22 protein-coding genes are annotated in these 23,049 nt (G+C 75.2%); 5 read left to right on the top strand and 17 right to left on the bottom strand.

The window, feature by feature from the left end; genetic code table 11:
• Positions 1-36 precede the first annotated feature (36 nt).
• Positions 37-966, bottom strand: a complete 930-nt coding sequence (locus tag ACFVXN_RS03085; RefSeq protein WP_389227072.1) for a carbohydrate ABC transporter permease — start codon at positions 964-966, stop codon at positions 37-39.
• Between the two features lie 4 nt (positions 967-970).
• The gene (locus ACFVXN_RS03080) at positions 971-1,900 is read right to left on the bottom strand and encodes a carbohydrate ABC transporter permease (protein WP_389227069.1); all 930 of its coding nucleotides are present in this window, start codon (positions 1,898-1,900) and stop codon (positions 971-973) included.
• A gap of 260 nt (positions 1,901-2,160) precedes the next feature.
• Between ACFVXN_RS03080 and ACFVXN_RS03075 the strand changes: the two genes are divergently transcribed.
• Positions 2,161-3,201: a LacI family DNA-binding transcriptional regulator gene (locus ACFVXN_RS03075; protein ID WP_389227066.1), complete on the top strand. Its 1,041-nt coding sequence runs from the start codon at positions 2,161-2,163 to the stop codon at positions 3,199-3,201.
• 25 nt (positions 3,202-3,226) lie between these two features.
• Positions 3,227-3,829 (top strand): sugar O-acetyltransferase, encoded by a 603-nt coding sequence (locus ACFVXN_RS03070; protein WP_389227062.1) that lies wholly within the window; start codon positions 3,227-3,229, stop codon positions 3,827-3,829.
• 15 nt (positions 3,830-3,844) lie between these two features.
• Here ACFVXN_RS03070 and ACFVXN_RS03065 read toward each other — a convergent pair whose 3' ends face one another.
• Positions 3,845-4,723 (bottom strand): universal stress protein, encoded by an 879-nt coding sequence (locus ACFVXN_RS03065; RefSeq protein WP_389227059.1) that lies wholly within the window; start codon positions 4,721-4,723, stop codon positions 3,845-3,847.
• A 70-nt stretch (positions 4,724-4,793) separates the two neighbouring features.
• Positions 4,794-5,633, bottom strand: a complete 840-nt coding sequence (locus ACFVXN_RS03060) for a M15 family metallopeptidase (protein WP_389227056.1) — start codon at positions 5,631-5,633, stop codon at positions 4,794-4,796.
• A gap of 127 nt (positions 5,634-5,760) precedes the next feature.
• On the opposite strand from ACFVXN_RS03060, the gene ACFVXN_RS03055 reads away from it, so the two are divergent.
• Entirely contained in the window at positions 5,761-7,386 is a 1,626-nt protein-coding gene (locus tag ACFVXN_RS03055) for an endo-1,4-beta-xylanase (protein WP_389227053.1), read from the top strand.
• Positions 7,387-7,401: 15 nt separating this feature from the next.
• Here the strand turns inward: ACFVXN_RS03055 and ACFVXN_RS03050 are convergent, their stop codons facing one another.
• The 13 genes from ACFVXN_RS03050 to ACFVXN_RS02990 all read right to left on the bottom strand — a co-directional run bounded on the left by ACFVXN_RS03050 (position 7,402) and on the right by ACFVXN_RS02990 (position 21,181).
• Positions 7,402-9,060 carry a SpoIIE family protein phosphatase gene (locus ACFVXN_RS03050; RefSeq protein ID WP_389227050.1) on the bottom strand — a complete coding sequence of 553 codons (1,659 nt, stop codon included), beginning with the start codon at positions 9,058-9,060 and terminating at the stop codon, positions 7,402-7,404.
• A gap of 48 nt (positions 9,061-9,108) precedes the next feature.
• Positions 9,109-9,489, bottom strand: coding sequence for a VOC family protein (locus ACFVXN_RS03045; RefSeq protein ID WP_389227047.1), 381 nt, complete (start codon positions 9,487-9,489; stop codon positions 9,109-9,111).
• A gap of 73 nt (positions 9,490-9,562) precedes the next feature.
• Positions 9,563-10,456, bottom strand: a complete 894-nt coding sequence (locus tag ACFVXN_RS03040) for an LLM class F420-dependent oxidoreductase (RefSeq protein WP_389227044.1) — start codon at positions 10,454-10,456, stop codon at positions 9,563-9,565.
• A gap of 121 nt (positions 10,457-10,577) precedes the next feature.
• Positions 10,578-11,399: a PP2C family protein-serine/threonine phosphatase gene (locus ACFVXN_RS03035; protein ID WP_389227041.1), complete on the bottom strand. Its 822-nt coding sequence runs from the start codon at positions 11,397-11,399 to the stop codon at positions 10,578-10,580.
• Between the two features lie 112 nt (positions 11,400-11,511).
• Positions 11,512-12,705 (bottom strand): NAD(P)/FAD-dependent oxidoreductase, encoded by a 1,194-nt coding sequence (locus ACFVXN_RS03030; protein ID WP_389227038.1) that lies wholly within the window; start codon positions 12,703-12,705, stop codon positions 11,512-11,514.
• 91 nt (positions 12,706-12,796) lie between these two features.
• A complete protein-coding gene (locus ACFVXN_RS03025; RefSeq protein WP_389227035.1) occupies positions 12,797-13,561 on the bottom strand; it encodes a hypothetical protein in 765 nt (254 codons plus the stop codon).
• 55 nt (positions 13,562-13,616) lie between these two features.
• Positions 13,617-14,825: an amidohydrolase family protein gene (locus tag ACFVXN_RS03020; protein ID WP_389227032.1), complete on the bottom strand. Its 1,209-nt coding sequence runs from the start codon at positions 14,823-14,825 to the stop codon at positions 13,617-13,619.
• A 97-nt stretch (positions 14,826-14,922) separates the two neighbouring features.
• A complete protein-coding gene (locus tag ACFVXN_RS03015; RefSeq protein ID WP_389227029.1) occupies positions 14,923-16,125 on the bottom strand; it encodes a hypothetical protein in 1,203 nt (400 codons plus the stop codon).
• On the bottom strand, positions 16,122-17,702 hold the full coding sequence (locus tag ACFVXN_RS03010; protein ID WP_389227026.1) for an amidohydrolase family protein: 1,581 nt from the start codon (positions 17,700-17,702) through the stop codon (positions 16,122-16,124). Before ACFVXN_RS03010 ends, ACFVXN_RS03015 begins: the two co-directional genes overlap by 4 nt.
• Positions 17,699-18,490, bottom strand: coding sequence for an ABC transporter permease (locus tag ACFVXN_RS03005; protein WP_389227023.1), 792 nt, complete (start codon positions 18,488-18,490; stop codon positions 17,699-17,701). Before ACFVXN_RS03005 ends, ACFVXN_RS03010 begins: the two co-directional genes overlap by 4 nt.
• Entirely contained in the window at positions 18,487-19,260 is a 774-nt protein-coding gene (locus tag ACFVXN_RS03000) for an ABC transporter permease (protein ID WP_389227020.1), read from the bottom strand. Before ACFVXN_RS03000 ends, ACFVXN_RS03005 begins: the two co-directional genes overlap by 4 nt.
• A complete protein-coding gene (locus ACFVXN_RS02995; protein ID WP_389227017.1) occupies positions 19,257-20,048 on the bottom strand; it encodes an ABC transporter ATP-binding protein in 792 nt (263 codons plus the stop codon). Before ACFVXN_RS02995 ends, ACFVXN_RS03000 begins: the two co-directional genes overlap by 4 nt.
• A gap of 59 nt (positions 20,049-20,107) precedes the next feature.
• On the bottom strand, positions 20,108-21,181 hold the full coding sequence (locus tag ACFVXN_RS02990; RefSeq protein ID WP_389227014.1) for an ABC transporter substrate-binding protein: 1,074 nt from the start codon (positions 21,179-21,181) through the stop codon (positions 20,108-20,110).
• A 385-nt stretch (positions 21,182-21,566) separates the two neighbouring features.
• Here ACFVXN_RS02990 and add point away from each other — a divergent pair, with 385 nt between their 5' ends.
• Complete coding sequence (gene add, locus ACFVXN_RS02985; RefSeq protein WP_389227011.1) at positions 21,567-22,589, top strand: adenosine deaminase; 1,023 nt, start codon at positions 21,567-21,569, stop codon at positions 22,587-22,589.
• A gap of 1 nt (position 22,590) precedes the next feature.
• Entirely contained in the window at positions 22,591-23,049 is a 459-nt protein-coding gene (locus ACFVXN_RS02980) for a PPC domain-containing DNA-binding protein (protein ID WP_389227008.1), read from the top strand.

Here is a 23,049-nt window from a genome sequence, read left to right as displayed (position 1 = left end):
TCACTTCGTTGTCAGAACGGGACGTAAAGGGGTGGGTCACTCCTTGACGGAGCCGGCGGACAGGCCGGACTGCCAGAACCGCTGGAGCAGCAGGAACGCCACGATCAGCGGGATGATCGTCAGCAGCGCGCCGGTCAGGACGAGGTTGAAGATCGCCTCGCCGCCCGCGGTCGCGGCCTGCGCGTTCCACGCGTTCAGGCCGAGCGTCAGGGGGTACCAGTCGGGGTTCTTCAGCATGATCAGCGGCAGGAAGTAGTTGTTCCAGGTCGCGACCATCGTGAAGAGCAGCACCGTGACGATGCCGGGGGCCAGCAGCGGCAGGCAGATCTGCGCGAACGTGCGCGCCTCGCTGGCGCCGTCCATCCGGGCGGCCTCCATCAGCTCGGTCGGGATCGCCTCGGCCGCGAAGGTCCACATCAGGTAGAGCCCGAACGGGGAGATCAGCGACGGGATGATGACGGCCCACGGGGTGTTGGTCAGGCCCATCTGGCTGAACATGAGGAACGTCGGGACGGCGAGCGCGGTGCCCGGCACGGCCACGGCGCCGATGACGATCGCGAAGACCGCCTTCTTGCCGGGGAACGAGAACTTCGCCAGGCCGTAGCCGCCGAGCACGGCCAGCAGCGTCGCGCCGCCGGCACCCACGACCACGTAGAGCAGCGTGTTGCCGAGCCAGCGGACGAAGATCCCGTCGTCGTAGGCGAGGGTGTCCGCGATGTTGGAGAACAGCGCGAAGTCGCCGCTGAACCACAGGCCGAACGAGTCGAACAGGTCCGACTGCGTCTTGCTGGCGTTGATGAGCAGCCACGCGAGCGGGATCAGGCTGTAGAGGCCGATCACCGCGGTGAGCACGGTCAGCAGGACGCTGCGGCGGGGCCGGTCCGCGCTGTAGGCCCTGCGGCTCTTCAGGCGGGGGCCGGCGGGGCGACGCGCGGGCGCCGTCGGGTCGACGGTGGTGGTGGTCATCGCGTCACGCCTCCTTGCGCATGCCGCGCAGCTGGACCACGTAGGCGATGACCATGGTGATCAGACCCATGATGATCGCGATGGTCGCGGAGTAGTTGTACTGCTGGCCCGAGAAGGACAGGGAGTACGCGTACAGGTTCGGGGTGAAGTAGGTGGTGATCGCGTTCGGCGCGAGGCTCTGCAGGATGCTCGGCTCGTTGAAGAGCTGGAAGCTGCCGATGATCGAGAAGATCGTCGCGATGACGAGGCCGCCGCGGATCGCGGGGATCTTGATCGCCCGGATCACCTGCCACTGGCTCGCGCCGTCCAGCTCCGCGGCCTCGTACAGCGAGGTCGGGATGGTGCGCAGCGAGGAGTAGAAGATCAGCATGTTGTAGCCGACGAAGCTCCAGGTCACGATGTTGCCGATCGAGACCAGCACCAGGTCGGGCGACAGCGGGTTCGGCAGCGAGACGCCGAGCAGGTCGTTGATGTTGCCGACCAGGCCGAACCGGGTGCCGTACATGAAGCCCCACATGAGGGCCGCGACGACCGCGGGCACCGCGTAGGGCAGGAAGATCGAGATCCGGAAGAAGCTCTTGCCGTAGAGGCGGCCGCTGTCGACCGCGAGCGCCACGAGCAGCGCCAGGCCGAGCATGATCGGCACCTGCACGACGAGGAACGCCCCGACGCGGCCGACCGACTCCCAGAACTGCGGGTCGGTGAACGCGCGCTGGTAGTTGTCGAACCCGACGAACGAGTTGCCGCCGACCAGCTGCTTGCGGAACAGGCTCAGGTAGATCGAGTACGCGATCGGGGCGAGGAACACCAGGGCGAAGACGGCCATGAACGGGCCGACGAACCCCCAGCCGGTCCACCGTCCGCGGCGGGTGCGCTTGCCGGCGACGGCCCGGGGGGCCGGCACCACGGGCACGGGGACGTTCTGCGTCGTCACAGCGAGCCACTCCTTCGGGGTCGGGCGTCGGTCGATGTTGACGTCAACATCCTGCGGCGCGGGCTCACGTTGCCACGCGGTCGGGAACGCTGTCAACCGAGCGTCGGGTCGCGGATGGCGACGTCACCATCCGCACCATCACGCGGCAGCGCTTTCCCGGTGCCGGGCCACGGACGAGTGAGGGCCCCGGGATCACCCGGCGGGACCGGGCGCCCGGGACCCGCCCGATGGTGACGTCACCATGCCCTACCATCAGCGGCATGTCCTTCGACCTCGTCCCGGCGCCGGGGCGCGGCCGGTCCGGCCCGTCGATCGCCGACGTCGCCCAGCTGGCCGGCGTGTCCGCGCAGACGGTCTCGCGCGTCTCGACCGGCGCGGACAACGTCCGCCCCGAGACCCGCGAGCGCGTGCTCGCGGCGATGGACGAGCTCGGCTACTCCCCCAACCACGCCGCCCGCGCGCTGCGCAACGGCAGCTTCGGCACCATCGGGCTGATCGCGCACCGCCTGGCCCGCACCGGCGAGTCCCGCACGGTCGAGGCCGTCGTCGAGGCCGCCCGCGCCGAGGGCTACACCGTCAGCCTCCTCGACGTGCAGACCCCGTCCTCGGACGACATGGCCGAGGCCGCGCAGCGCCTGTCGCACCAGTCGATCGACGGCCTGGTCATCATCCGCGCCGAGACCGCGACCCCCGCCGGGCTGGTCCTGCCGCCCCGGATGCCGGTGGTCGTCTCGGACTCCCGGTTCGTCGGCCACCACCCCGCCGTCGGCGCCGACCAGGTCACCGGGACGCACGTCGCCGTGCAGCACCTGCTCGACCTGGGCCACCGCACCGTGCACCACCTCGGCGGCCCCGTCGACTCCGCACCCGCCGAGATCCGCCTCGACACCTGGCGCGAGCACCTCGTGGGCGCCGGCCGTCCCGTTCCCGAGCCGCTGCGCGGCGACTGGTCCGCACGGTCCGGCTACGAGCAGGGCGCGCGCCTGGCCCGCGACCCGGACGTCACCGCCGTGCTGTGCGCCAACGACGAGATGGCCGCCGGCCTGGTCCGCGCCCTCTACGAGCACGGTCGGCGCGTCCCGGAGGACATCTCGGTCGTCGGCTTCGACGGCATCCCGCTCACCGAGTTCCTCTGGCCGCCGCTGACCACCGTGCAGCAGGACTTCCACCTGATCGGCCAGCAGCTCGTCGACCTGCTGCTCCGGCAGATCCGCGGCCGGGAGACCCTCACCGACACCCGGATCGTCGTCCCCACCCGGCTCGTGGTCCGGGACAGCACCGCGGCACCCGCCAGGTCCTAGGCCACCACCCCTAGGCTGGTCGACCGTGACCTCCACGACGCAGGACCCGACCCGGCCCACCCCCGACCCGGACCGCAGCGAGTACGACAAGATGGTCGCCGGCGACTGGTACCGGTACCGGCTCAGCCCGGAGCTCGCGGACATCACGGCGCACAACCACGAGGCGTCCCGGCGCCTGGCCGAGGTCTACCGCACCGACCCGGCCGCCGGCCTCGCGCTGCTGCACGAGCTGCTCGGCGCCGTCGGCGAGGGCGTCGACTTCCGGCCGCCGTTCTACGTCGAGTACGGCCAGCACATGACGATCGGCCGCGGCACGTTCGTCAACACCGACTTCCTCGCGCTCGGCGGTGGCCGGATCACCATCGGCGAGGACGTGCTGATCGGCCCCGGGGTGCGGTTCTACACCCCGAACCACCCGCTCGACCCCGCGGACCGCCGCGCCGGCTACGAGCGCGTCGCGCCGATCACCGTCGGCGACAACGTGTGGATCGGCGGCAGCGCGGTCGTGCTCCCCGGCGTCACGATCGGCGCGGACAGCATCGTCGGCGCCGGGTCGGTCGTCACCCGCGACGTCCCCGCCGGCGTGGTCGTCGCCGGCAACCCCGCCCGGGTGATCCGCACGCTCTGACCCGCGCTCCCCCGCTCAGGCCGGGCCGGCGACGTCGCCCGCCGCGCGTCGGACGACCAGCACCGGGCAGTGCGCGCGCTGGACGACGGCCCGGCTGGTGGACCCGAGCACCAGGCTCGCGAAGCCGCCGCGCCCCCGCGTGCCGACGACCACGAGAGCGGCCCGCCGGGACAGCCGCTCCAGCACCTGGACGGGCCGGCCCTCCTGGACCTCGCACGTCACCGCGAGGTCCGGGCGGGTCGCGGCCCAGGTCCGCACCCGGTCGAGCAGCAGCTCGGCGTCCGCCGCGGAGGCCGGCGCGCCCCTGCCGGCCGCCCCCACCGCGCTCCACGCCGTCACGGCGAGCACCGGCAGCGGGGGCCGCCCGCCCTGCTGCACCTGGTCGGCAGCCGCCTCGAGGGCGCCGAACGCACCCGGCGACCCGTCGAACCCGACGACAGCCGCGTCCCCGGCGCGCGCTGCGGGCCACGACCCGCGCGGGACCACCGCGACCGCGGACCCGGCCCGGTGCAGCACCCCGGTCGTCACGGAGCCGGTCAGTGCCGTGAGCGTGCCACCCGCCCCGTGCCGGCCGACGACCACCATCCGCGCGTCCGCGGCCCGGTCCGCGAGCGCCGCGACCGGAGAGCCGTGGGCCACCACGGCCTCCACCACGACGCCCGGCGCCGCCTCACGGGCGACCGTGGCGCCCTCCTCGGCGGTCTCCTGCACCTGGTGCTGCACCTCGCGGCCGAGCCAGGAGTCCCCGGCCCCGCCGCCCTCCTGGCCGGCGAACCCCCAGACGTGCACCACGTCCAGCGTCCACCCCCGGCCGGCGGCCTGCGTCGCCGCCCACCGGACCGCGTCCGCCGACTCCGGCGACGTGTCGTACCCGACGACCACCCTGTCGTCCATCTCGCACCTCCCGTGCCTGGTCCCCACCCTGCCCCCGACGGGCCGTCGGCACCACAGCCGCAGGTCCCGGTCAGCGACCGGTGGTGGAGAAGTGCTGGTAGTCGACCGGCGAGTCCCAGTCGCCGCCCCAGAGCCACCCGTGCGCGGCGAACGCGCGCACCACCGCGTCGCCCGCGTGCACCACGCCCGGGGCGTCCGGCCGGGACGCGTACGGCCGGCCCTCGGGCGGCAGCACCAGGTCGCCGCGGACGTACGGGTTCTCGACCGGGTTGAGGTCGATCGCGCGGCCGTACGCGTGCTCCGACCAGCCGGTGCCCCGGCTGATCGGCCGGCAGTTGAACGCCGAGGTGTTGTCCGCCGCCATCGACGCGTCGTCGCTGCCGCCGAAGTCGTCGACCAGGCGCATCGACCGGATCGGGTAGCCGAGGGCGAACAGCTCGCCGAACACCGCCACCACGCTCTCGGCGACGTCCGCGTGCACGACCAGCTCGCCGGTCGCCAGGCCGCCGTCGGGGAGCACGTGCGTCACCGTGACGTACCGCAGGTCGGCCAGCGGCACCGGGCAGCCCGCGCGCCACGACGGGGCCATCCGGGCCTCGAGCTCCGGCGTGATCGGCCCGACCGTCCCCGCGTACCCGCCCGCGAGCGCGTCGGCCGCGACCGCGCCGTGGTCCGGCCAGGCGCCGTCGGGGGCGACGACGGGGCCGGCGTCGGGCGCGACCTCGGGAGCGGCCGTGGGCGTCGACGTCGGGGTGCCGTCCTGGGCGCGCAGCCCCGGTGAGAGCGCGGGGTCGGCGTCCGGCACGCACCCGGTCACCAGAGCCGCTGCGAGCACCATCACCGCGAGCAGCGCCGGTGCCCGCCGCGCGGCACCCGCGCGACGGCGTCCGTCCCCCCGGGTGGCCCGCACGCCGCCAGCCTAGGCCGCGGCGCCGTCGTCGGCCGGTCGCGCGTCCGCTCCGCGCGCCGAGCGCTGGTCAGGTCGCCCGCCCGGTGCCTACCGTGGGAGCCCCGTCACCCGAACGAAGGACCCCCGCGTGCGCCGACCTGCCCTGCTCATCGGCGCCGGAGCCCTGGTCGTCGTCCTCGTGCTGGTCCTGGTGGTGGTGCTGGTGTCCCGCGACGACGACTCCCCCGCGCCCGCGCCGACGGCCTCCGCCGCCCCGAGCAGCCCGCCCGCGGCGTCGCTGACCACCGTCCTGGCCAGCAGCTTCGACGAGGGCGACGAGGGCTGGACCCCGCTGGGCGACGGCGTCGAGGTCACCGCCGCGCAGGACGTCACGCGTGGCGGTGCGGGCAGCCTCCTGGTCTCGGGGCGCGGCGAGCCGTGGCACGGCGCCGCGGTGGACCTCTCCGGGAAGGTCGCGCCGGGCGAGGTGCACACCGTGTCCGCGTGGGTGCGGCTCGGCGACGGCGAGCCCGACGCCGACGTCCGGCTCACCCTGGAACGCGATCCCGGCGAGGACCCGCTCTACGTGCACGTCGCCGACGTGACCGCGACCAGCGGCGACTGGGTCGAGGTCGCCGGCACCGCCGAGGTCCCCGAGGGCGACGGCGAGTGGCGCCTCTACGTCGAGACGGCCGAGTCCCTGGCGGACCTGCGCCTGGACGACGTCACCGTGCAGCGCCCCACCCCGGCCGTGCAGACCGACATCCCGGCGCTGCGGGACGGCGCCGAGAACCCCGTCGGCGTCGCGGTCGGCCCGCAGGACCTCACCGGCCGGTCCGCGGACCTGCTGCTGCGGCACTTCGACCAGGTGACCCCCGAGAACGCGATGAAGCCCGTCACCGTCCAGCCGGTCGAGGGCACGTTCGACTTCGGCCCGATGGACGAGGTCACCGACTTCGCCGTCGAGCACGGCCTCACCGTGCACGGGCACACGCTGGTGTGGCACCGGTCCACCCCCGACTGGTTCTTCCAGGCGCCCGACGGCCGGCCGCTGACCGACAGCCCCGAGGACCGGGCGCTGCTGCTCGACCGGCTGCGCACCCACACCCGCGCGATCGCCGACCACCTCGACGAGCGGTACGGCGACGCGAACCCCGTGCGGTCCTGGGACGTCGTCAACGAGTCCGTCGACCCCGAGCAGCCCGACGGCCTCCGGCACAGCCGCTGGTACGAGGTCCTCGGCGCCGGCTACATCGGCGAGGCGTTCCGCGTCGCGCGCGAGGAGCTCGGCCCCGACGTCACGCTGTACCTCAACGACTACGACACCGACGCCCCCGACCGCCGCCGCTCCCTGGTCCGGCTGCTGCTCGACCTCCAGGCGCAGGGCGTACCCGTGGACGCCGTCGGCCACCAGATGCACGCCGGGCTCGGCACCGACGTCGACCGGGTCGCCACCACCCTCGACGCCATCGCGGCGCTCGGCCTGCGCCAGGCCGTCACCGAGCTCGACGTCGCGCTGTCCTCCCGCGACGAGACCCTCGAGTCGACCCCGCAGGACCGCGTCGAGCAGCAGGGCGAGCAGGTCCGGGCCCTCGTCGGCGCGTTCACCGCCCGCGACCTGGAGTTCATCAGCGTGTGGGGCCTCTACGACACCCGGTCCTGGCTGCGCACCTGGCCCGAGGACCGGCCGTTCGAGGCGCCGCTGCTGTTCGACGACGACCTGCAGGCGAAGCCGGCGTTCTGGGGGTTCGTCGAGGGGACGACGGGCGGCTGAGGGGCCGGGCGCCGGCTAGACCCCGCGCAGCGCCGCCCGGCCCGCCGGTCGCGCCGGTGCCCCGTCGACCCCGCCCACCCGGTACACGACCAGCGCCACGTCGTCCGCGGCACCGTCCGGCACGAACGCGCGCAGCAGCCCGTCCGCGACCGCCGTCGGGCCCGCGTCGTGGACCTGGTCCCGGACCGCCTCGGTGAGTCGGTCGAGCCCGACGCGCAGCGACTCGCCGCGCCGCTCGACCAGGCCGTCGGTGTACAGGACGAGCAGGTCGCCGTCGACCAGGCGCTCGACGGCCTCGGCGCGCGGGGCGGTGCTCAGCGCGAGCGCCGCGCTGCGCCCGCCGGTCAGCAGCTCCGTCGTCCCGGCGGCCCGGGACAGCACGGGCGGCAGGTGGCCGGCGACGGCATACGTCACGGAGTGCTCGACCTCGTCGACCACCCCGCAGAACACCGTGGTGCACTCCGCGCCCGGCAGGGTGCGCGCGAACGCGTCCAGGCCGTCGAGGACCTCCGCGGGGCTGCGGTCCTGGAGCAGCAGGGCGCGGGTCGCGGCACGGAGCTGGCCCATCCTCGCGGCGGCGTCCAGGCCGTGGCCGACGCAGTCGCCGACGACGAGCGCCCGACGCCCGGGACCGAGCTCGACGACGTCGTACCAGTCGCCCCCGACGGCGAGGTCGCCGGACGCCGGCCGGTAGCGCGCGACCACGCCGGCCAGCGTCGAGCCCTCCGGGACGATCGCGGCCTGCAGGGTGTCGCTCACCTCGCGGAGGTGGTCGACCTCCTGGGTGTGCCGGACGGTGCCGCTGACGGCGGCGCCCACCGCCGAGGCGACCAGGCCGAAGAACCCGCGGTACGCCTCGCCCCACGGCCGCTGCGCGCCCGCGGTGATCACCAGCACCCCGCACGCCCCGGGGTCGCCGCTCGCGCGCAGCGGCGCGACGAGCAGCCGCTCGCGCTCCTCGGCGACCCCGGTCCGGGCGACCCGCTGCACCATCTCGGTCGGGACGATCGGGTCCTGGCCGGCGTCCGCGCGCCGGAGCGCCCCGTGGTCGTCCCAGAGGTACACGGCCGACGACGAGACGTCGGCGGAGGCGTCCAGCAGCTCGGACGTCGCCGCGACCACCGCGTCCATGTCCCCGTGCGCGGCCGTCAGCCGGACGGACATCGCCCCGAGCAGCTGCATCCGGCGCCGCTCGACGACCCGCTCGGTGGTCTCCGTCGCGATGTCCAGGAGCCCGCGCACGACGTCGCCGGAGTCGCGGATCGGCGAGTACGAGAAGGTGAAGTAGGTCTCCTCGTCGTACCCCGAGCGGTGCATCACCAGCGGTGCGTCGATGCTCCAGGTCGGCTCACCGCGCTCCATCACCTGCTGGACCGCGGGCAGCAGGTCGGGCCAGATCTCCGACCAGACCTCGGCGAGGGGGGACCCCATCGCGCCGGGGTGCTTCTGGGTGCCGAGCATCTCCCGGTAGCCGTCGTTGTAGATCATCGTCAGCTCCGGACCCCAGGTCACCAGCATCGGGAACCGGGTCGAGAAGCAGGTCTCGACGACCACGCGCAGCGCGGTGGGCCACGTCGACGGCGGGCCCAGCGGCGTGGACGCCCAGTCCACCGCGCGGGCCACCGCGCCGACGTCCGTGCCGGCGGTGACACGGCGGAACCAGGGTGAGCGCACGCGCCGACAGTACGCGGCGGGACCGACAGCCGCCGCACCGACGCCTGCTCAGCCGTCGCGGTACAGGCAGAACGGGTGCCCGGCCGGGTCGACCAGCACCCGCAGCGCCGAGTCCGGCTGCCCGGGGGCGAGCCGCGCCCCGAGCCGCACCGCGTCCTCGACCGCCGCCTCGAGCTCGACCACCTCGACGTCCAGGTGCAGCATCATCTGCTGCGCCCCGGGCTCCGGCGGCCAGGCGGGTGGGCGGTACTCGGGGTTGCGCTGCACCGCCAGGTACGCGACGCCGCCGGGGGCCGCGACGACCGCGTGGTCCGGGTCGTCGCCGACCACCTGCCAGCCCAGCACCTGGGCGTAGAAGGCCGCGAGCGCGGCCGGGTCGGGGGCGTCGATCACCACGCCCCACCAGCCGTCCTCGGCCCGTCCCCGCATGGGCCCATCGTGGCGGCTCGGGCGGGATCGGGCATGTCGGCCCGGCCCGGCGACCCCGCGCACCCCGGTCCGCTCAGCGCGCCGCCAGCTCCGCCAGCCGTGGCACGGCCGGGGCGACCTGGTCCCGCACCCACGCGGCGAGCGGCGTGGCCGGCGGGCTGAGGATCACGGACTCGACACCCAGCGCGGCGTAGGGGCGCGCCGCCTCGACGAACCCGTCGACGTCGCCCTCCAGGAGCTGCCGCCCGCCCATCAGCAGCGTCACGCGGATCTCCGCGACGTCCCGGCCGACGTCGTCGCAGTGCCGGCGGAGCACGTCGAGCTTGTGCGCGATCTCGTCCGGGGAGGTCTCGAACAGGTTGCACGCGTCGGCGTGCTCCGCCACGAGCCGCAGCGTCTTGCGCTCCCCCGCGCCGCCGACCAGGATCTCCGGCCCGCGGCCCGGCCGGCTCAGCGGCAGCGGCGAGCACAGCGTCTCCGCGAGCTGGTAGTGCGCGCCGTCGAACGGCCCGTCGTCGCCCGGGCGCCACATCTGCCGGCAGATCCGCAGCGCCTCGTCCAGCCGCTCGAACCGCTCCGCGAGCGCCGGGTACGGCACGCCCAGGGCCCGGTGCTCCCGCTCGTACCAGGCCGCGCCGATGCCGAGCGTCGCCCGGCCCCCCGACAGCACGTCGAGCGTCGCGACGATCTTCGCGAGCAGCCCCGGGTGCCGGTAGGTCACGCCCGTCACCAGGGCACCGAGCTGGACGGTCTCGGTGCGCGCCGCGAGGAAGCCCAGCGTCGTGTACGCCTCGAGCATCGGGTCCTCGGCCGGGAACCCCGCGGGCTCCATCTGGAAGAAGTGGTCCATCACCGACAGCCAGGACAGGCCCGCGTCCTCGGCGGCCTCCCCGGTGTCGGCGAGCTCCTGGCGCAGGCGGGCGGGCTCGACGGCGTCGAACCGCATGAGGTGGGCTCCGAGGCGCATGGGTGGCTCTCCTGTCGTGGCGCCGCCGGGGCTCCTCCCCGGCCGGTGCTCCGACGATCCCCCTTGCAGCGCGCTCGAAGTCAACCCCGCCGCGCCGGGAGCCCGCCCCGCCGGGAGCCCGTCAGGCGGTCGGGTCCAGCGCCTCGCCCCCGGCGTCCCGCGCCGCGGCGCCCGCGACCCGGGCGGCGTGCCCCGCGGGGTGGGTGTCGGGGTCGGCCTCGACCACGTCGGCGACGACGACGCTCACGTTGTCCCACGCGTCGGCGTCCAGGGCGGTCCGGACCAGGGCCTCGGCGGCCTCCTCGGGGCTGCCGGCCGCGCCCAGGAGCGCGAGCACGTGGTGCTCGGGGACGTAGTCGGTGAGGCCGTCGGTGGCGAGCAGCCAGCGGTCGCCGGGGCGGGCGTCCACGTCGGCGACGGTGACGTGCGCCGGGTCGGCGGCGTCGCCGGCGAGGCAGTGCAGGATCACGTTCCGGCGGGGGTGGCGTGCTGCGTCGGCGGGGGCGATCACGCCCTCCTCGACGAGCATCTGCACCAGCGAGTCGTCGCGGCTGACCCGGCGGCCGTGGCCGTCGCGCCACCGGTAGGCGCGGGAGTCGCCGACGTGCACCAGCCGGACGGCGTCGTCCGCGCAGAAGATGCCGGTGAGGGTGGTCGCCATGCCGGCGAGCTCGGGCTGGCTCCGCGCGCGCTGCGCCAGCTCGTCGTTGGCGGCCTCGACGGCGGCGCGCAGCTCGGCGGCGCCCGGTCGGTCGTGGCCGGGCTCGTCGACGGCCGCGACGAGCCGGTGCGCGACGGTCCCGGACGCGACGTCCCCGCCTGCGTGGCCGCCGACCCCGTCGGCGACGAGCGCGAAACCGGGCGCGCACGCGGCGGAGTCCTCGTTGCCGGCCCGGTGCGCGCCCGTGACCGAGCGCAGGGCGGTGACCAGGGTCAACGGCATGCGGCACCTCCTCGGATCACGGGTACCTCTGCGGCCCCACCCTGCCACGTCCGTCCGGGTTCGGCCGAGCGGACGCGCGGGTGACGTCGGGGGCCGGTCCGCCGCCGCCGGGTCAGGCGATCAGCCCGCGCAGCGCCTCGGGCCGCACGTCGCGCTGGGTGTCGACGACCTCCCGGGCGCGGTCGGTGGCGTCCCACACGTTCCACAGCAGCACCCCGACCACGCGGTCGCCGTCGACGTAGTAGACGACGCCCGCGCCGTGGTCGGGCTCGTGCCAGTCCTCGACGGTGGTCAGCGAGGCGTCCAGCCGACCGACCGCCTCGTACCCGAGGTCGAACAGGTCGGAGTAGAAGAACGGCGTGTGCCCGTACGGCTCCTGCGCCCCGGCGAGGTTGCGGCCCGCCTGGCGGCCCATCGTCGTGGCGTTGTCGACGTGCTCGACGCGCCGCCGACCGAGGATGCGGTCCGGGTACTGCGCCGCGTCGCCGGCCGCCCAGATGTGCGGGTCGGCGGTGCGGAGCTGCTCGTCGACCACCACGCCGTCGTCCACGACCAGCCCGGCGGACTCCGCAAGCCCGGTCTCGACCTCGATGCCCGTGCCCACGACCACGGCGTCCGCGGCGAGCACCCGGCCGTCGTCGAGCGTGACCTCGACCCCGTCGGGCCCCGACTCGACGCCGACGACGCGCGTGCCGCGCTCGAGCGTCACGCCCCCCTCGACGTACCGCCGCTCGACGCGCTCCGCGAGCCCGGCCGGGAACGTGTGGCTGGTGAGCACCTGCTGCGGGAACACCAGCGTGACCCGGGTGTCGTTCTGCACCAGGCCGGCGGCGAGCTCGGTGCCGATGTACCCGCCGCCGACCACCACCACGTGCCGGCCCCCGCCGGCGAGGTCGCGCAGCCGCTCGTAGTCGCGGACGGTGCGGAAGTAGACGACCCGGCCGGACGGCTCGACGCCCTCGACGCGGCGCGGGGACCCGCTGGTGGCGAGCAGCAGCTCGCGGTAGCCGACGACGATCCCGGCGTCGGTGGTGACGGTCCGCGCCTCGCGGTCGACCGCGACGACGGACTCGCCGAGCAGCAGCTCCGCGCCGGTGTCGTCGGCCGTCGGCAGCCAGACCTGGTCGAACGTGAACGCGGCGTCGGTCCACAGGCTCTTGGACAGCGCCGGGCGGGTCACGGGCCCGGTGGGCTCGCGGCCGATCAGCAGGATGCTGCCCGTGGGGTCGAGCTCCCGGATGCCGTGGGCGGCGGCGTCCCCCGCCATGCCGGCCCCGACGACCACGTAGTCGTAGCTGTCCTGCACCTGTGCCTCCTCGGCTCGAGCACCCTGCCCGACCAGGCTCACCCGGTCGGTGGCACCGCGCACGCCGAGGGGCCGCGCCTGCACACAATCGTCACGGGAGGGGCGTGATGGTCCAGGAGCCGTTGGTGGCGACGGTGACGATGCCGGGCATCCGGATCTGCGCGGTCTCGCTGAACGCGACGCTGTCGCCGAACAGCAGCGTGGCGGGGCTGCCCGTCTCGGAGACGTCCACGGCCGAGATGACGCGCGCGGACAGCTTGTCCTCGGGGCCGGCGGGCGTGAAGTCCACCTGGACCGCGCTCGCGTCGTCTCCGATCAGCAGGACAGCCGACCCGGTGCCCTGCTGCACGCCGCTGACGGGCGCGAGGTCGTTCCAGCTCTCGAACCGGATGGTCCACGGTCCCTGGGCGCGCACGACGAGCACCTGCTGCTCCGCGGAGCCGACGATGTTGTCGATCAGGTAGGTGCCGGAGAACGGCGCCGGGCCCGCGCCCCACGGCGACATCCGGCCGTCCGCGGTGATCTCGACGTCACCGGTGCAGGCGCTGCAGTCGACGTGCGCGACCACGCCGAACTCCCCGGACCGCTTGACGCCGACCTGCGCGGGGCCCTCCCCGGTGGCCGTGGCGGGCGCACCCTCGCCGACCGTGCCGGCGTCGACGCGCGCCTGCGGCAGCGGCTCCTGCGTGGGCTCGGGCTCGGCGGTGGGCGTCGGGGTGGGCGTCGCGGCGGGGGTCGACTCGGCCGTCGGGGACGGCGTCGTGGCCGCCCCGTCGGAGCCGGAGCCGCACCCCGCGAGCAGCAGCAGGGCGAGTGCGAGCACAGGAGCCGTCGAGCGGCGGTTCAGGGAGGGCACAGGCTCCATCATGCCCGCCACGTGCGAGGACGCACCCGGGGAACCGGGCACGGCCTCACGCCGGCAGCGCGCCCGCGACGACCCGGCCGCGGGACACGACGGCCACGATGTTCTCGGTCCGCAGCGCGTCCACGTCCTCCCACGGCCGCCCGCGCAGCACCACGAAGTCGCCGCCGAGCCCGGGGCGCAGCCGCCCGGTGACGGCCCTGAGCCCGATCGCGTCGGCGGCGTCGGAGGTCGCGGCGACCAGGGTCCGCTCGGCGGTCCAGCCGAACATCGCCGCCATCGTGCGGACTTCCTCCATCTGGTCGCCGAACGCGACGAACTGCCCCGACGCGTCGGTGCCGAGCACGAACCGCACCCCGGCCCCCGCTGCCCGCGCGAACCCGGCGTCCCGCAGCGCCACGACGTCCCGGGCCTTGGCCTGCGCCTCGGCGGACACGGGTCGGCGGCCCTCGGCGATGATGTCGTTGATGAGCAGGGTCGGCGCGACCGGCAGGTTCCGCTCGACGAGCGTGGCGTGGTGCCGCTCGAGGATCGCGGTGCCGTGCTCGATCGAGTCGACGCCCTCCTCCAACGCGATGTCCAGGCCCTCGGCGGTGTGCGTGTGCGCGGCGACCAGCATGCCCAGGGCGTGCGCCTCGTCGACGGTGGTGCGGATCTCCTCGCGGGTCTGGTTGCGCCAGCCGACCTTGTCGCCCATCGAGAGCACGCCGCCGGAGGTGTAGATCTTCACGCCCGAGGCGCCGGTGCGCGCCCAGACCCGCACGAGCCTGCGGCACTCGTCGGGGCTGTCGGCGGTGGCGGGGCGGTGCGGGTAGTGCGGGGGGACGAACAGGTCGCCGTGCCCCGCGGTCATGCCGACCTGGCCGTGCGACAGCAGCCGCGGCCCGACCAGGACGCCGGCCTCGAACGCCCGGCCCACGGCCAGCTGCACGGAGTCGGCGGCGAGGTCGCGCAACGTGGTGACGCCGCCGCGGGCGCAGCGCAGCGCGTTCGCGGCGACGTGCAGCGACCGCTCCTCGGGCGGGGTGAGGATCGGCCAGGCGGAGGCGTCCTTCGCCGGCTCCCCCGCCGGGTAGCCGAGGTGCACGTGGGTGTCGACGAGCCCCGGGACCACGCTCAGCCCGGGGTGCCGCTCGGGGGCCTCCTCGACGGCGAGCACGCGGTCGCCGGACCACGTCAGCCGCGCGGGTCCGACCGCGCGCTCGCCGTCCCACAGGGCGATGCCGTCGAGGGTCTGCTCGGGTGCGGTGCCGGTCATCGGGGGTCCTTCGCGTCGGGGCGGGTGGGTGCGCGGGCGGGTGCGCGGGCGGGTCCGCGGGCGGGTCCGCGGGCCGGGTCGGGGGTGCGCGGGCGGGTCAGAGCCGGGGCGTGATCTCGCCGACCACGCGCTCGCCGTCGACCAGCGGGATGTGCCGCCACCGGTCGAACGCCCCGCACGGGTGGCTGATGCCGAACCGCAGCACCGTCCCGGGCGCCGGGCGGACGCCGGGCGGGACGGCCAGGAAGGCGTGGTGGTCGTTGACCCCGGTGACCGCCCAGCCGCGGACGTCGAGGCCGGGGTCGACCCCGCCCAGCACGACGGGGAGCCGGTCGTCGGTCGGCACCTCGCGGCGGCCGAACCCGACGACGACCCGGCCGTCCTCGGGGGCGGACAGCACGGACGCGCGCAGCTCGAACGCCGGGCGCAGGCTCGCGTCGCCGCGCTCCTCCCCCAGCGGCGACGTGCGGCGGTAGACGCCGTGGTCGTGCGTCACGTAGCAGCCGGACCGCAGGACCGTGGTCACGGGGAAGTCCCACAGCGCGGGGCCGAGCTCGCGCACCACGAGGTCCGGGTACGAGGACCCGCCGGCGCTGACCACCGGGACGCCGGCCACCAGCCCCTCGTGGGACAGCGCGGTCAGCAGCCCACGCACGCGGGCCAGCAGGGCGACGGCCCCGTCGGGCGCGGACGGGTCGCCGCCTGCGGGCACCAGGCCCTCGAACGCGGCGACCCCCGCCAGGCGCACGTGCTCGGCGCCCGCGACCCGTCGGGCCAGCGCCAGCGCCGCGACGTCGTCGCGCAGCCCCGTGCGGCCCCCGGGGAACCCGAGCTCGACGAGCAGCGGCAGCGGCCGGGCCGGGCGGTGGACCGCGAGCTCGGCGAGCAGCAGGTCCAGCCCGGCGTCGGAGTCGACGTAGCAGAGGTACTCGGTGGCGGAGCCCGCGGCGAGCAGGTGGGTCGCCACCCAGGCGATCGCCGCGCGGTCGACCAGCACGTTCGCGTGCAGCACCCGGCCGACGCCCCAGCCGGCGAGCCGGCGCACCTGGGCGGTGGTGGCGGCGGTGAACCCCCAGGCCCCGGCGGCGGCTTGGCGGCGGACCAGCTCGCGGGACATGTGCGTCTTGGCGTGCGGCGCGAGCGCGACCCCGGCGGTGCGGCACCAGTCGGCCATCCGGCGGACGTTGTGGTCGAGCGCGTCGTCGTGCAGCAGCATCACGGGCAGCTCGAGGTCGGCGACCGCGCCGGTGGTCCCGGCGTCCGCCCCCGCGCCCGCACCGGCCACGTGCCGCCCGGTCACGCGGCGGCCCCGGCCCGCAGCACGCGCCCGGCACGCACCCCGGTGAACTCCCCGTCGTCGACGACGACCACGCCCGCGAGCACGGTCCAGCGCACGCCCGTCGGCCGGACCCACGGGCCCTGCGGAGTCCCGGCGTGCCCGACGGTCGCGGGGTCGAGCACGACCACGTCGGCGACCGCGCCCGGGACGAGCCGACCGCGCCCGGTCAGGCCGATCAGGTCGGCGGGCAACGAGGTCATCTTGCGGATCGCCTCCGGGAGGTCGAGGACACCGAGCTCGCGCACGTAGCGCCCGAGCACGGTCGGGAAGCAGCCCCAGCCGCGCTGGTGCGCGTTGCCCACGGGCACGGAGTTGTCGGAGCCGATCGCGATCAGCGGGTCCGCGAGGATCGTGCGGACGTCGGCCTCGGCCATCAGCTCGTAGACCATCATCGCCCCCGGGTCGGCCAGCACGAGGTCGCACAGGGCGTCCCAGGGGTCCAGCCCGCGCTCCGCGGCGACGTCGGCGACGCTGCGCCCGAGCAGAGCCGCGTCGGCGTGCATGCTCAGCAGCACGCCGTCCGGGGTGGTCTGGGTCCACGACCCGGAGCCCGGGCCGCCGGCGGCCGACCGGTCCGCGAGCGCCGCGCGGCCCGCGGGGTCGGACAGCCGGCGGACGAGCTCGTCGCGGCCCCCGACCTGCGCCTGCGCGGGCAGCAGCGCCGTCAGGAAGCTCTCGCCGGTCGTGTACGGGTAGGCGTCGCCGTGCACGTCCACCCCCAGCTCGCGCGCGGCGTGCAGGGTGGCGAGCAGCTCGCCCGCGCGGCCGTGGTTGCGCCGGCCCGCGGCCTTGCAGTGCGAGACCTGCACCCGCACGCCGGTGCGGCGCGCGACGTCGAGGGTCTCCGCCAGGGAGTCCGCGAGGCCGTCGCCCTCGTCGCGCATGTGCGTGGCGTACGGCCGGCCCCACCGGGCGGCGACCGCGGCCAGCGCGGTGACCTCCTCGGCGTCCGCGTACACGCCCGGCGCGTAGATCAGGCCGGTGGACAGCCCGAACGCGCCCTCGGCGAACGCGGCGTCGGCGAGCTCGACCATCCGGTCCAGCGCGCCCGGGCCGAGCCGCTCGGCCATGCCGTTCGCGCTGATCCGCAGGGTGTGGTGCCCGACCAGCGACGCGACGTGCGTGGTCGGCCCGTGCGTCTCGACCGCGTCCAGGTACTCCGCGAACGTGCGCGGCCAGGACCGCACCCCGGCGGCGACGGTGCTCGAGATCGGCCGGTGCAGCTCGACGGCCCGGTCGTCCACGAGCGGCGCCGCGGAGTTCCCGCAGTTGCCGACCACCTCGGTGGTGACGCCCTGCAGCACCTTGAACGGCTGCGCGGCGGCCATGAACGGCACGACGTCGGAGTGGGTGTGCAGGTCGACGAACCCGGGCGCGACCACCAGCCCGGCGACGTCGAGGACGCGCGCACCGGCGGGGACGGCCAGGTCCGGCCCGACGGCCAGCACCCGGTCGCCGACGACCACGACGTCCGCGACGACCGGTGCCGCGCCGGTGCCGTCGACCACGGTCCCGCCGCGCAGGACGAGGGCGCTCACGACAGCCGGCCCATCCGCTCCTGGACCAGGGTGTCGACGACGCTCACCACGGCGTAGACCGCCATCGTGACCGCCGCGACGGTGATCGCCGAGGCCCACATGGCGTCGTAGCCGAACGACCCGGCGGCCCGCGAGATGGCGCCGCCGAGACCCCGGCCGGTGGACAGCCACTCCGCGATCATCGCGCCAGTCACCGCCGACGGGACCGCGATCCGTGCGGACGCCAGCGTCGACGGCACCGCCGCGGGGAGGGCGACCTTGCGCAGCACCGTCCACGACGACCCGCCGTACGCGAGCACCAGGTCGCGGTGCTCGGCGGACACGCTGCGCAGCCCGTACAGGATGTTCGCGAGCGCGGGCAGGAACACCACGAGGAGGACGATCGCCGTGACGCCGGACTGCCCGATGCCGAAGATCAGCGTGATGAGCGGCGTCAGGACCACCAGCGGGATCGACCGCAGCACCATCGCGGTCGGCATGACGATCCGCTCGAGCACCGGCGACACGGCGAACACCACCGCGAGCGCGAACGCCGCGGCGAGGCCGACGAGGTAGCCGGTGCCGGCGTCGCGGACGGTGACGGCGAGGTCCGCGGCGATCGTGGCGCGGTGCTCCGCGGCCCCGTCGGCGGTCAGGACGTAGTCGAGCACCTGCCAGGGCCGCTTGCCGATCAGGTCGCTGACGTCGAACACCTCGAGCACCGCGACCCAGACGCCGATCGCGACGACGACCGCGAGGGCCAGGGTGCCGACCCGGCGGGCGATGAACGCCCCGGTGCCGCCGGTCATGCGCGCCGCTCCGTCGCCCAGGGGGTGAGGACCCGCCCGACCAGCCCGACGAGCGCGTAGCCGCCGAGCGAGATCAGACCGGCCAGGATGCTCATCGCCCAGACGCGGTCGGGCTGGATCTGGCGCTGCGCGGCGTTCAGCGCCACGCCGATCCCCGCGTCGATGCCGCCGAGGTACTCCCCGACGACGGCGCCGAGCAGCGCTGCCGGGACCGCCACCTGCAGGGCGGTGACGATCGCCGGCAGCGCCGACATGAGCTGGACCTTGCGGATCCGGGTCCACCGGCCGCCGCCGTACGCGGCCACGAGGTCCAGCGAGCTGCGGCTGGCGGAGCGCATCCCGAGGATGGCGCCGACCAGCGTGGTGAAGAAGACGAGCAGGGCGCCGAGGAAGATCGCCGAGGCGCGGCCGCCGAAGATCACCATGACGATCGGGCCGATCGCGGTGACGGGAAGGCACGAGCTGATGACCCCGAGCTGGGTGACGACGTCCTCGAGCCGCGGCACCACCAGGACGATCGCGGCGAGCGCGAGGCCCGCGAGGTTGCCCCAGAGGTAGCCCTGCGCGGCGCGGGTCAGCGTCGGGGTGACGTTCGGGCCGTAGTACGCCCAGCCGTCCTGCACCGCGGACCGGGCGACGTCCACGGGCGACGGGAACGAGGTGCTGTTCTCCAGCCCGGCGGTCATCGCCCACCAGAGCGTGAGCAGCAGCACGATGCCGACCGTGCCGCCGACCCACGGCCGGGCGAGCGCGCCGCGCACCGCCGTCACGGCGTCCCCGTGGCCGGCGCGAACAGCAGCCCCGACAGGTGGTCGACGACCTCGTGGAACTCCTGGGTGCGCATCATCTCGGGCGTGCGCGGGCGCTCGAACGGGATCTCGACGACCTCGACGATCCGGCCCGGGCGCGCGGACATCACCGCGACGACGTCGGACAGCAGCGCCGCCTCGGCGATGCCGTGCGTGACCATCAGCGTGGTCGCGGACCGCTCGGTCCAGATCCGCTGCAGCTCGAAGTTCAGGCGCTGCCGGGTCATGTCGTCCAGCGCGCCGAACGGCTCGTCCAGCAGCAGGAAGTCGGGCCGGACCGCGAGCGCCCGGGCGATCGACGCACGCTGGCGCATGCCGCCGGACAGGTGCGCGGGGCGCGACCGCTCGAACCCGGTGAGGCCGACCAGCTCGATGAGCTCGTCGACGATGCCGTCGTCCGCGCGGCCCTGGATCTCCAGCGGCAGCCGGATGTTCGTCCGGACCGAGCGCCACGGCAGCAGCGCGGGGTCCTGGAACGCGATGCCCATCCCCTCGGCGCGCTTCCCCGCGGCGACGGGAGTGCCGTTGACCGCGACCGTGCCCGCCGACGGCGTCTCGAGGCCGGCGAGGATCCGCAGGATCGTGGACTTGCCGCAGCCGGACGGGCCGAGCAGCGACAGGAACGAGCCCTGCGGGGTGGTCAGGCTGACGTCCTCGAGCGCGGTCACCGTGCGGCGGCCGGACCGGAACTCCTTGTGCAGACCGGTGATCTCGATGCCGGGCCCGGGGGACGTGGACGGCGTGGGCACGCCCACCCCCGCGGCCGAGGGGGCCGGCTGCGCGGGAGTGGGCGTGGAACGGGGGGACGTCACGGGAGCAGGTCCGGGTTCTCGGCGTACACCTCATCGAGGAGGGAGAGGTCGAACAGGTCGGCGGCGTCGATGTCGACACCGGCGAACGCGAGCGACTCGATCGTGCCCTGCTGCAGCTCGTCGGAGACGGTGAGGATGCCGTTCGCGGCGGTCTCGTCCGTCTCGATCAGGGTGGCCTGGCGGTCGAACGACAGCGTCACCGCGTCGGCGTCGTACTGCTGCTCCTTGCCGTAGGTGTTGACCGTCAGGTCCACGGCCCGGGCGGGGTCGGCGAGCGCGCCCTGCCAGCCCCGGACCGTCGCGAGCAGGAACGCCTTGACCTGCTCGGGCTTGTCGTCGATGGCCTCCTGCGAGGTGACGAGCACCTCGCCGACCATCGGCAGGCCCTCGTCGGCCAGCAGGAACTCGGTGGCCGCGAACCCGGCGTTCTCCAGCGCCGCGGCGCCGGTCGTGGTGTAGCCGATGAACCCGTCGACCTGGCCGGTGGTGAGCATCGACGTGTCGGACAGCGGCACCGTGGTGACGTCGGAGTCGTCCAGGTCGTTCGCCGCGAGGAACGCGTTCCACACCAGCGTGTTCGAGTCGGAGACCGCGATGGTCGTGCCGGGCAGGTCGTCCGGCCCGGTGATCGGCGCGGAGTCCGCGGACACCAGCGCGAACGGGTTGCGCTGGTAGGTCGCCCCGATGATCTTCAGCTCCGCGCCCCCCTGGATCGCGGGCGCGGTGATCAGCGGCGAGGACAGGCCCACGAACGCCTGGCCGGTCGCGACGGCGGCCTCGGCGCTGGTGGCCGACGACCCGCCCGCGGTCAGCGTGACCTCCGGGAAGCCGGCGTCCGTGTAGAGGTCGTCCTCGACGGCCACGTACTCGCCCGCGAACTGCTGGTTCTTCAGCCAGGACAGCTGCACGCTGACCGCGTCGAACGACTCGGCGCCGGGGCTCGCGCCGTCCGCGGCCGCGTCGTCGTCGGAGCCCGAGCAGGCCGACAGCAGCAGGCCGGCGGCGGCGACCGCGGCGACCAGGCCGGCGGTGCGGCGCGGGCGGCGCGGGGTCGTGATGGTGCGGGTCACGTCAACCTCGATCACGTCGTGCGGCCACCCGGTCCTCGGGTGGCCGCGGTGCCTGGGGGGGAGCTGCGCGCCGGTGCTGGCCGGCGACGACCTCCATCACACAGGCCCGCGCGTCGTCGTCGCCATGTGGGATCCTCCGAACTCCCCCGCCCCCGGCCGTGCGGTCCGTTGTGCGACCGCACCGTCGTGTCACGCGTTCGTCACACGACGACGGCGGTCCTGCACGGCCCCGGCGGATCGCCCAGGGGGCACCCCCGCGGCGGCCGCGCGTCGTTGGTGGATCGCACGAGGCAGCAGGCCAGCGCCCTGTGGTTGGCTTCCGGGACGAGCGTGGGGACCGCCTGGGGCGGACCCGCGGCGACCACCGAGGGACCAGGAGCGAGACGTGTGGCCGACGGCTGAACTGCACGTGCACATCGAGGGCACGCTGGACGCCGACCTCATCCGCGTGCTCGCCGAGCGCAACGGCGTCCCGGTCCCGACCGGCGCCGGGCGCGGCGCCCCGTTCCGGGACCTGCAGGACTTCCTCGACGTCTACTACACGAACCTCGACGTGCTGCGCACCCGGCAGGACTTCCACGACCTCGGCGCCCGCTACCTCGCCCGCGCCGCGGCGGCCGGCGTCCGGCACGCCGAGGTGTTCGTCGACCCGCAGTCGCACACCGCCCGCGGGGTCCCGGTCGAGGACGTGCTGCTCGGCCTGTCCGCGGCGCTCGCCGACGCCCGCGCGGCGCACGGCATGTCCGGCGGGCTGATCGTCTGCTTCCTGCGGCACCTCGGGCCCGAGGCGGCGATGGCGACCCTCGAGTCCGTGCTCCCGCACCGCGCGCTGCTGCTGGGCGTCGGCCTGGACTCCAGCGAGGTGGGGTTCCCGCCCGCGCTGTTCCGCGACGTCTACGAGCGCGCCGCCGCCGAGGGCCTGCGCCGCGTCGCCCACGCCGGTGAGGAGGGCGGGCCGGACTACGTCTGGGAGGCCCTGGACGTGCTCGGCGCCGAGCGGATCGACCACGGCAACCGCGCGCTGGAGGACGTCGAGCTGGTCGCGCACCTGCGCGAGACCCGCACCCCGCTGACCGTGTGCCCGCTGTCCAACGTCGCGCTGCGCACCGCCGGCCCCGACCTCGCGGACCACCCGATCGCCGTCATGCTCGACGAGGGCCTGCGCGCGTCGGTGCACTCCGACGACCCGGCGTACTTCGGCGGCTACCTCGACGACGCCGTGCGCGCGCTGCTCGCCGCCGGGACCGTCACCGAGGACCAGGTCGGCGTGCTCGCCGCGAACGCGGTGGTGTCGTCGTTCCTGCCCGACGCCGGCAAGGCCGCGCTGCTCGCCGAGATCCGCGCGTACGCCGAGGCGGTCGGCGCCGCCGTGCCCGCGCTCGCTCTCGACCCGGCCGGGGCGCTCTGACGTGCAGAGCAGCGAGGTCACCACGGGCCGCCGCGTCGCGATCGTCCTGGAGCCCGGCGACGAGGTGCTGGGCTCGCTGGCCCGGGCCTGCGCCGAGCACGGCATCCGGCAGGGGTTCGTCCCGGTGTTCTCCGGCGCGTTCCGCACCGCGCGGTTCATCGCCGCGGACCAGCCCGTCGCCGACCAGGAGCCGCCCCTGCCGCAGGAGGTCACGGTGACCTACACCGAGGGCATCGGCAGCGGCACGATCCTCTGGGACGCCGACGCCGGCGCCGCCACCCCGCACCTGCACCTCGCGGTGGGGGTCAAGAACGCGGCCGCGGCGGCGTTCGCCGGCCACCTGCTCGGGGCCGAGGCGCACTACACGGTCGAGATCCTGGTGGAGGAGGTCGTCGCGCCCGCGCTCCTGCGGGTGCCGGACCCGCGGGCCTTCGGCATCCCGACGATGCGGTTCGCCTGA

This window comes from Cellulomonas sp. NPDC058312 (assembly GCF_042880135.1).
In the GTDB taxonomy this organism is placed as follows: domain Bacteria; phylum Actinomycetota; class Actinomycetes; order Actinomycetales; family Cellulomonadaceae; genus Cellulomonas.
The sequence above is the reverse complement of the archived record's forward strand: the minus strand, read 5'-3'. Positions and strand labels throughout refer to the sequence as shown.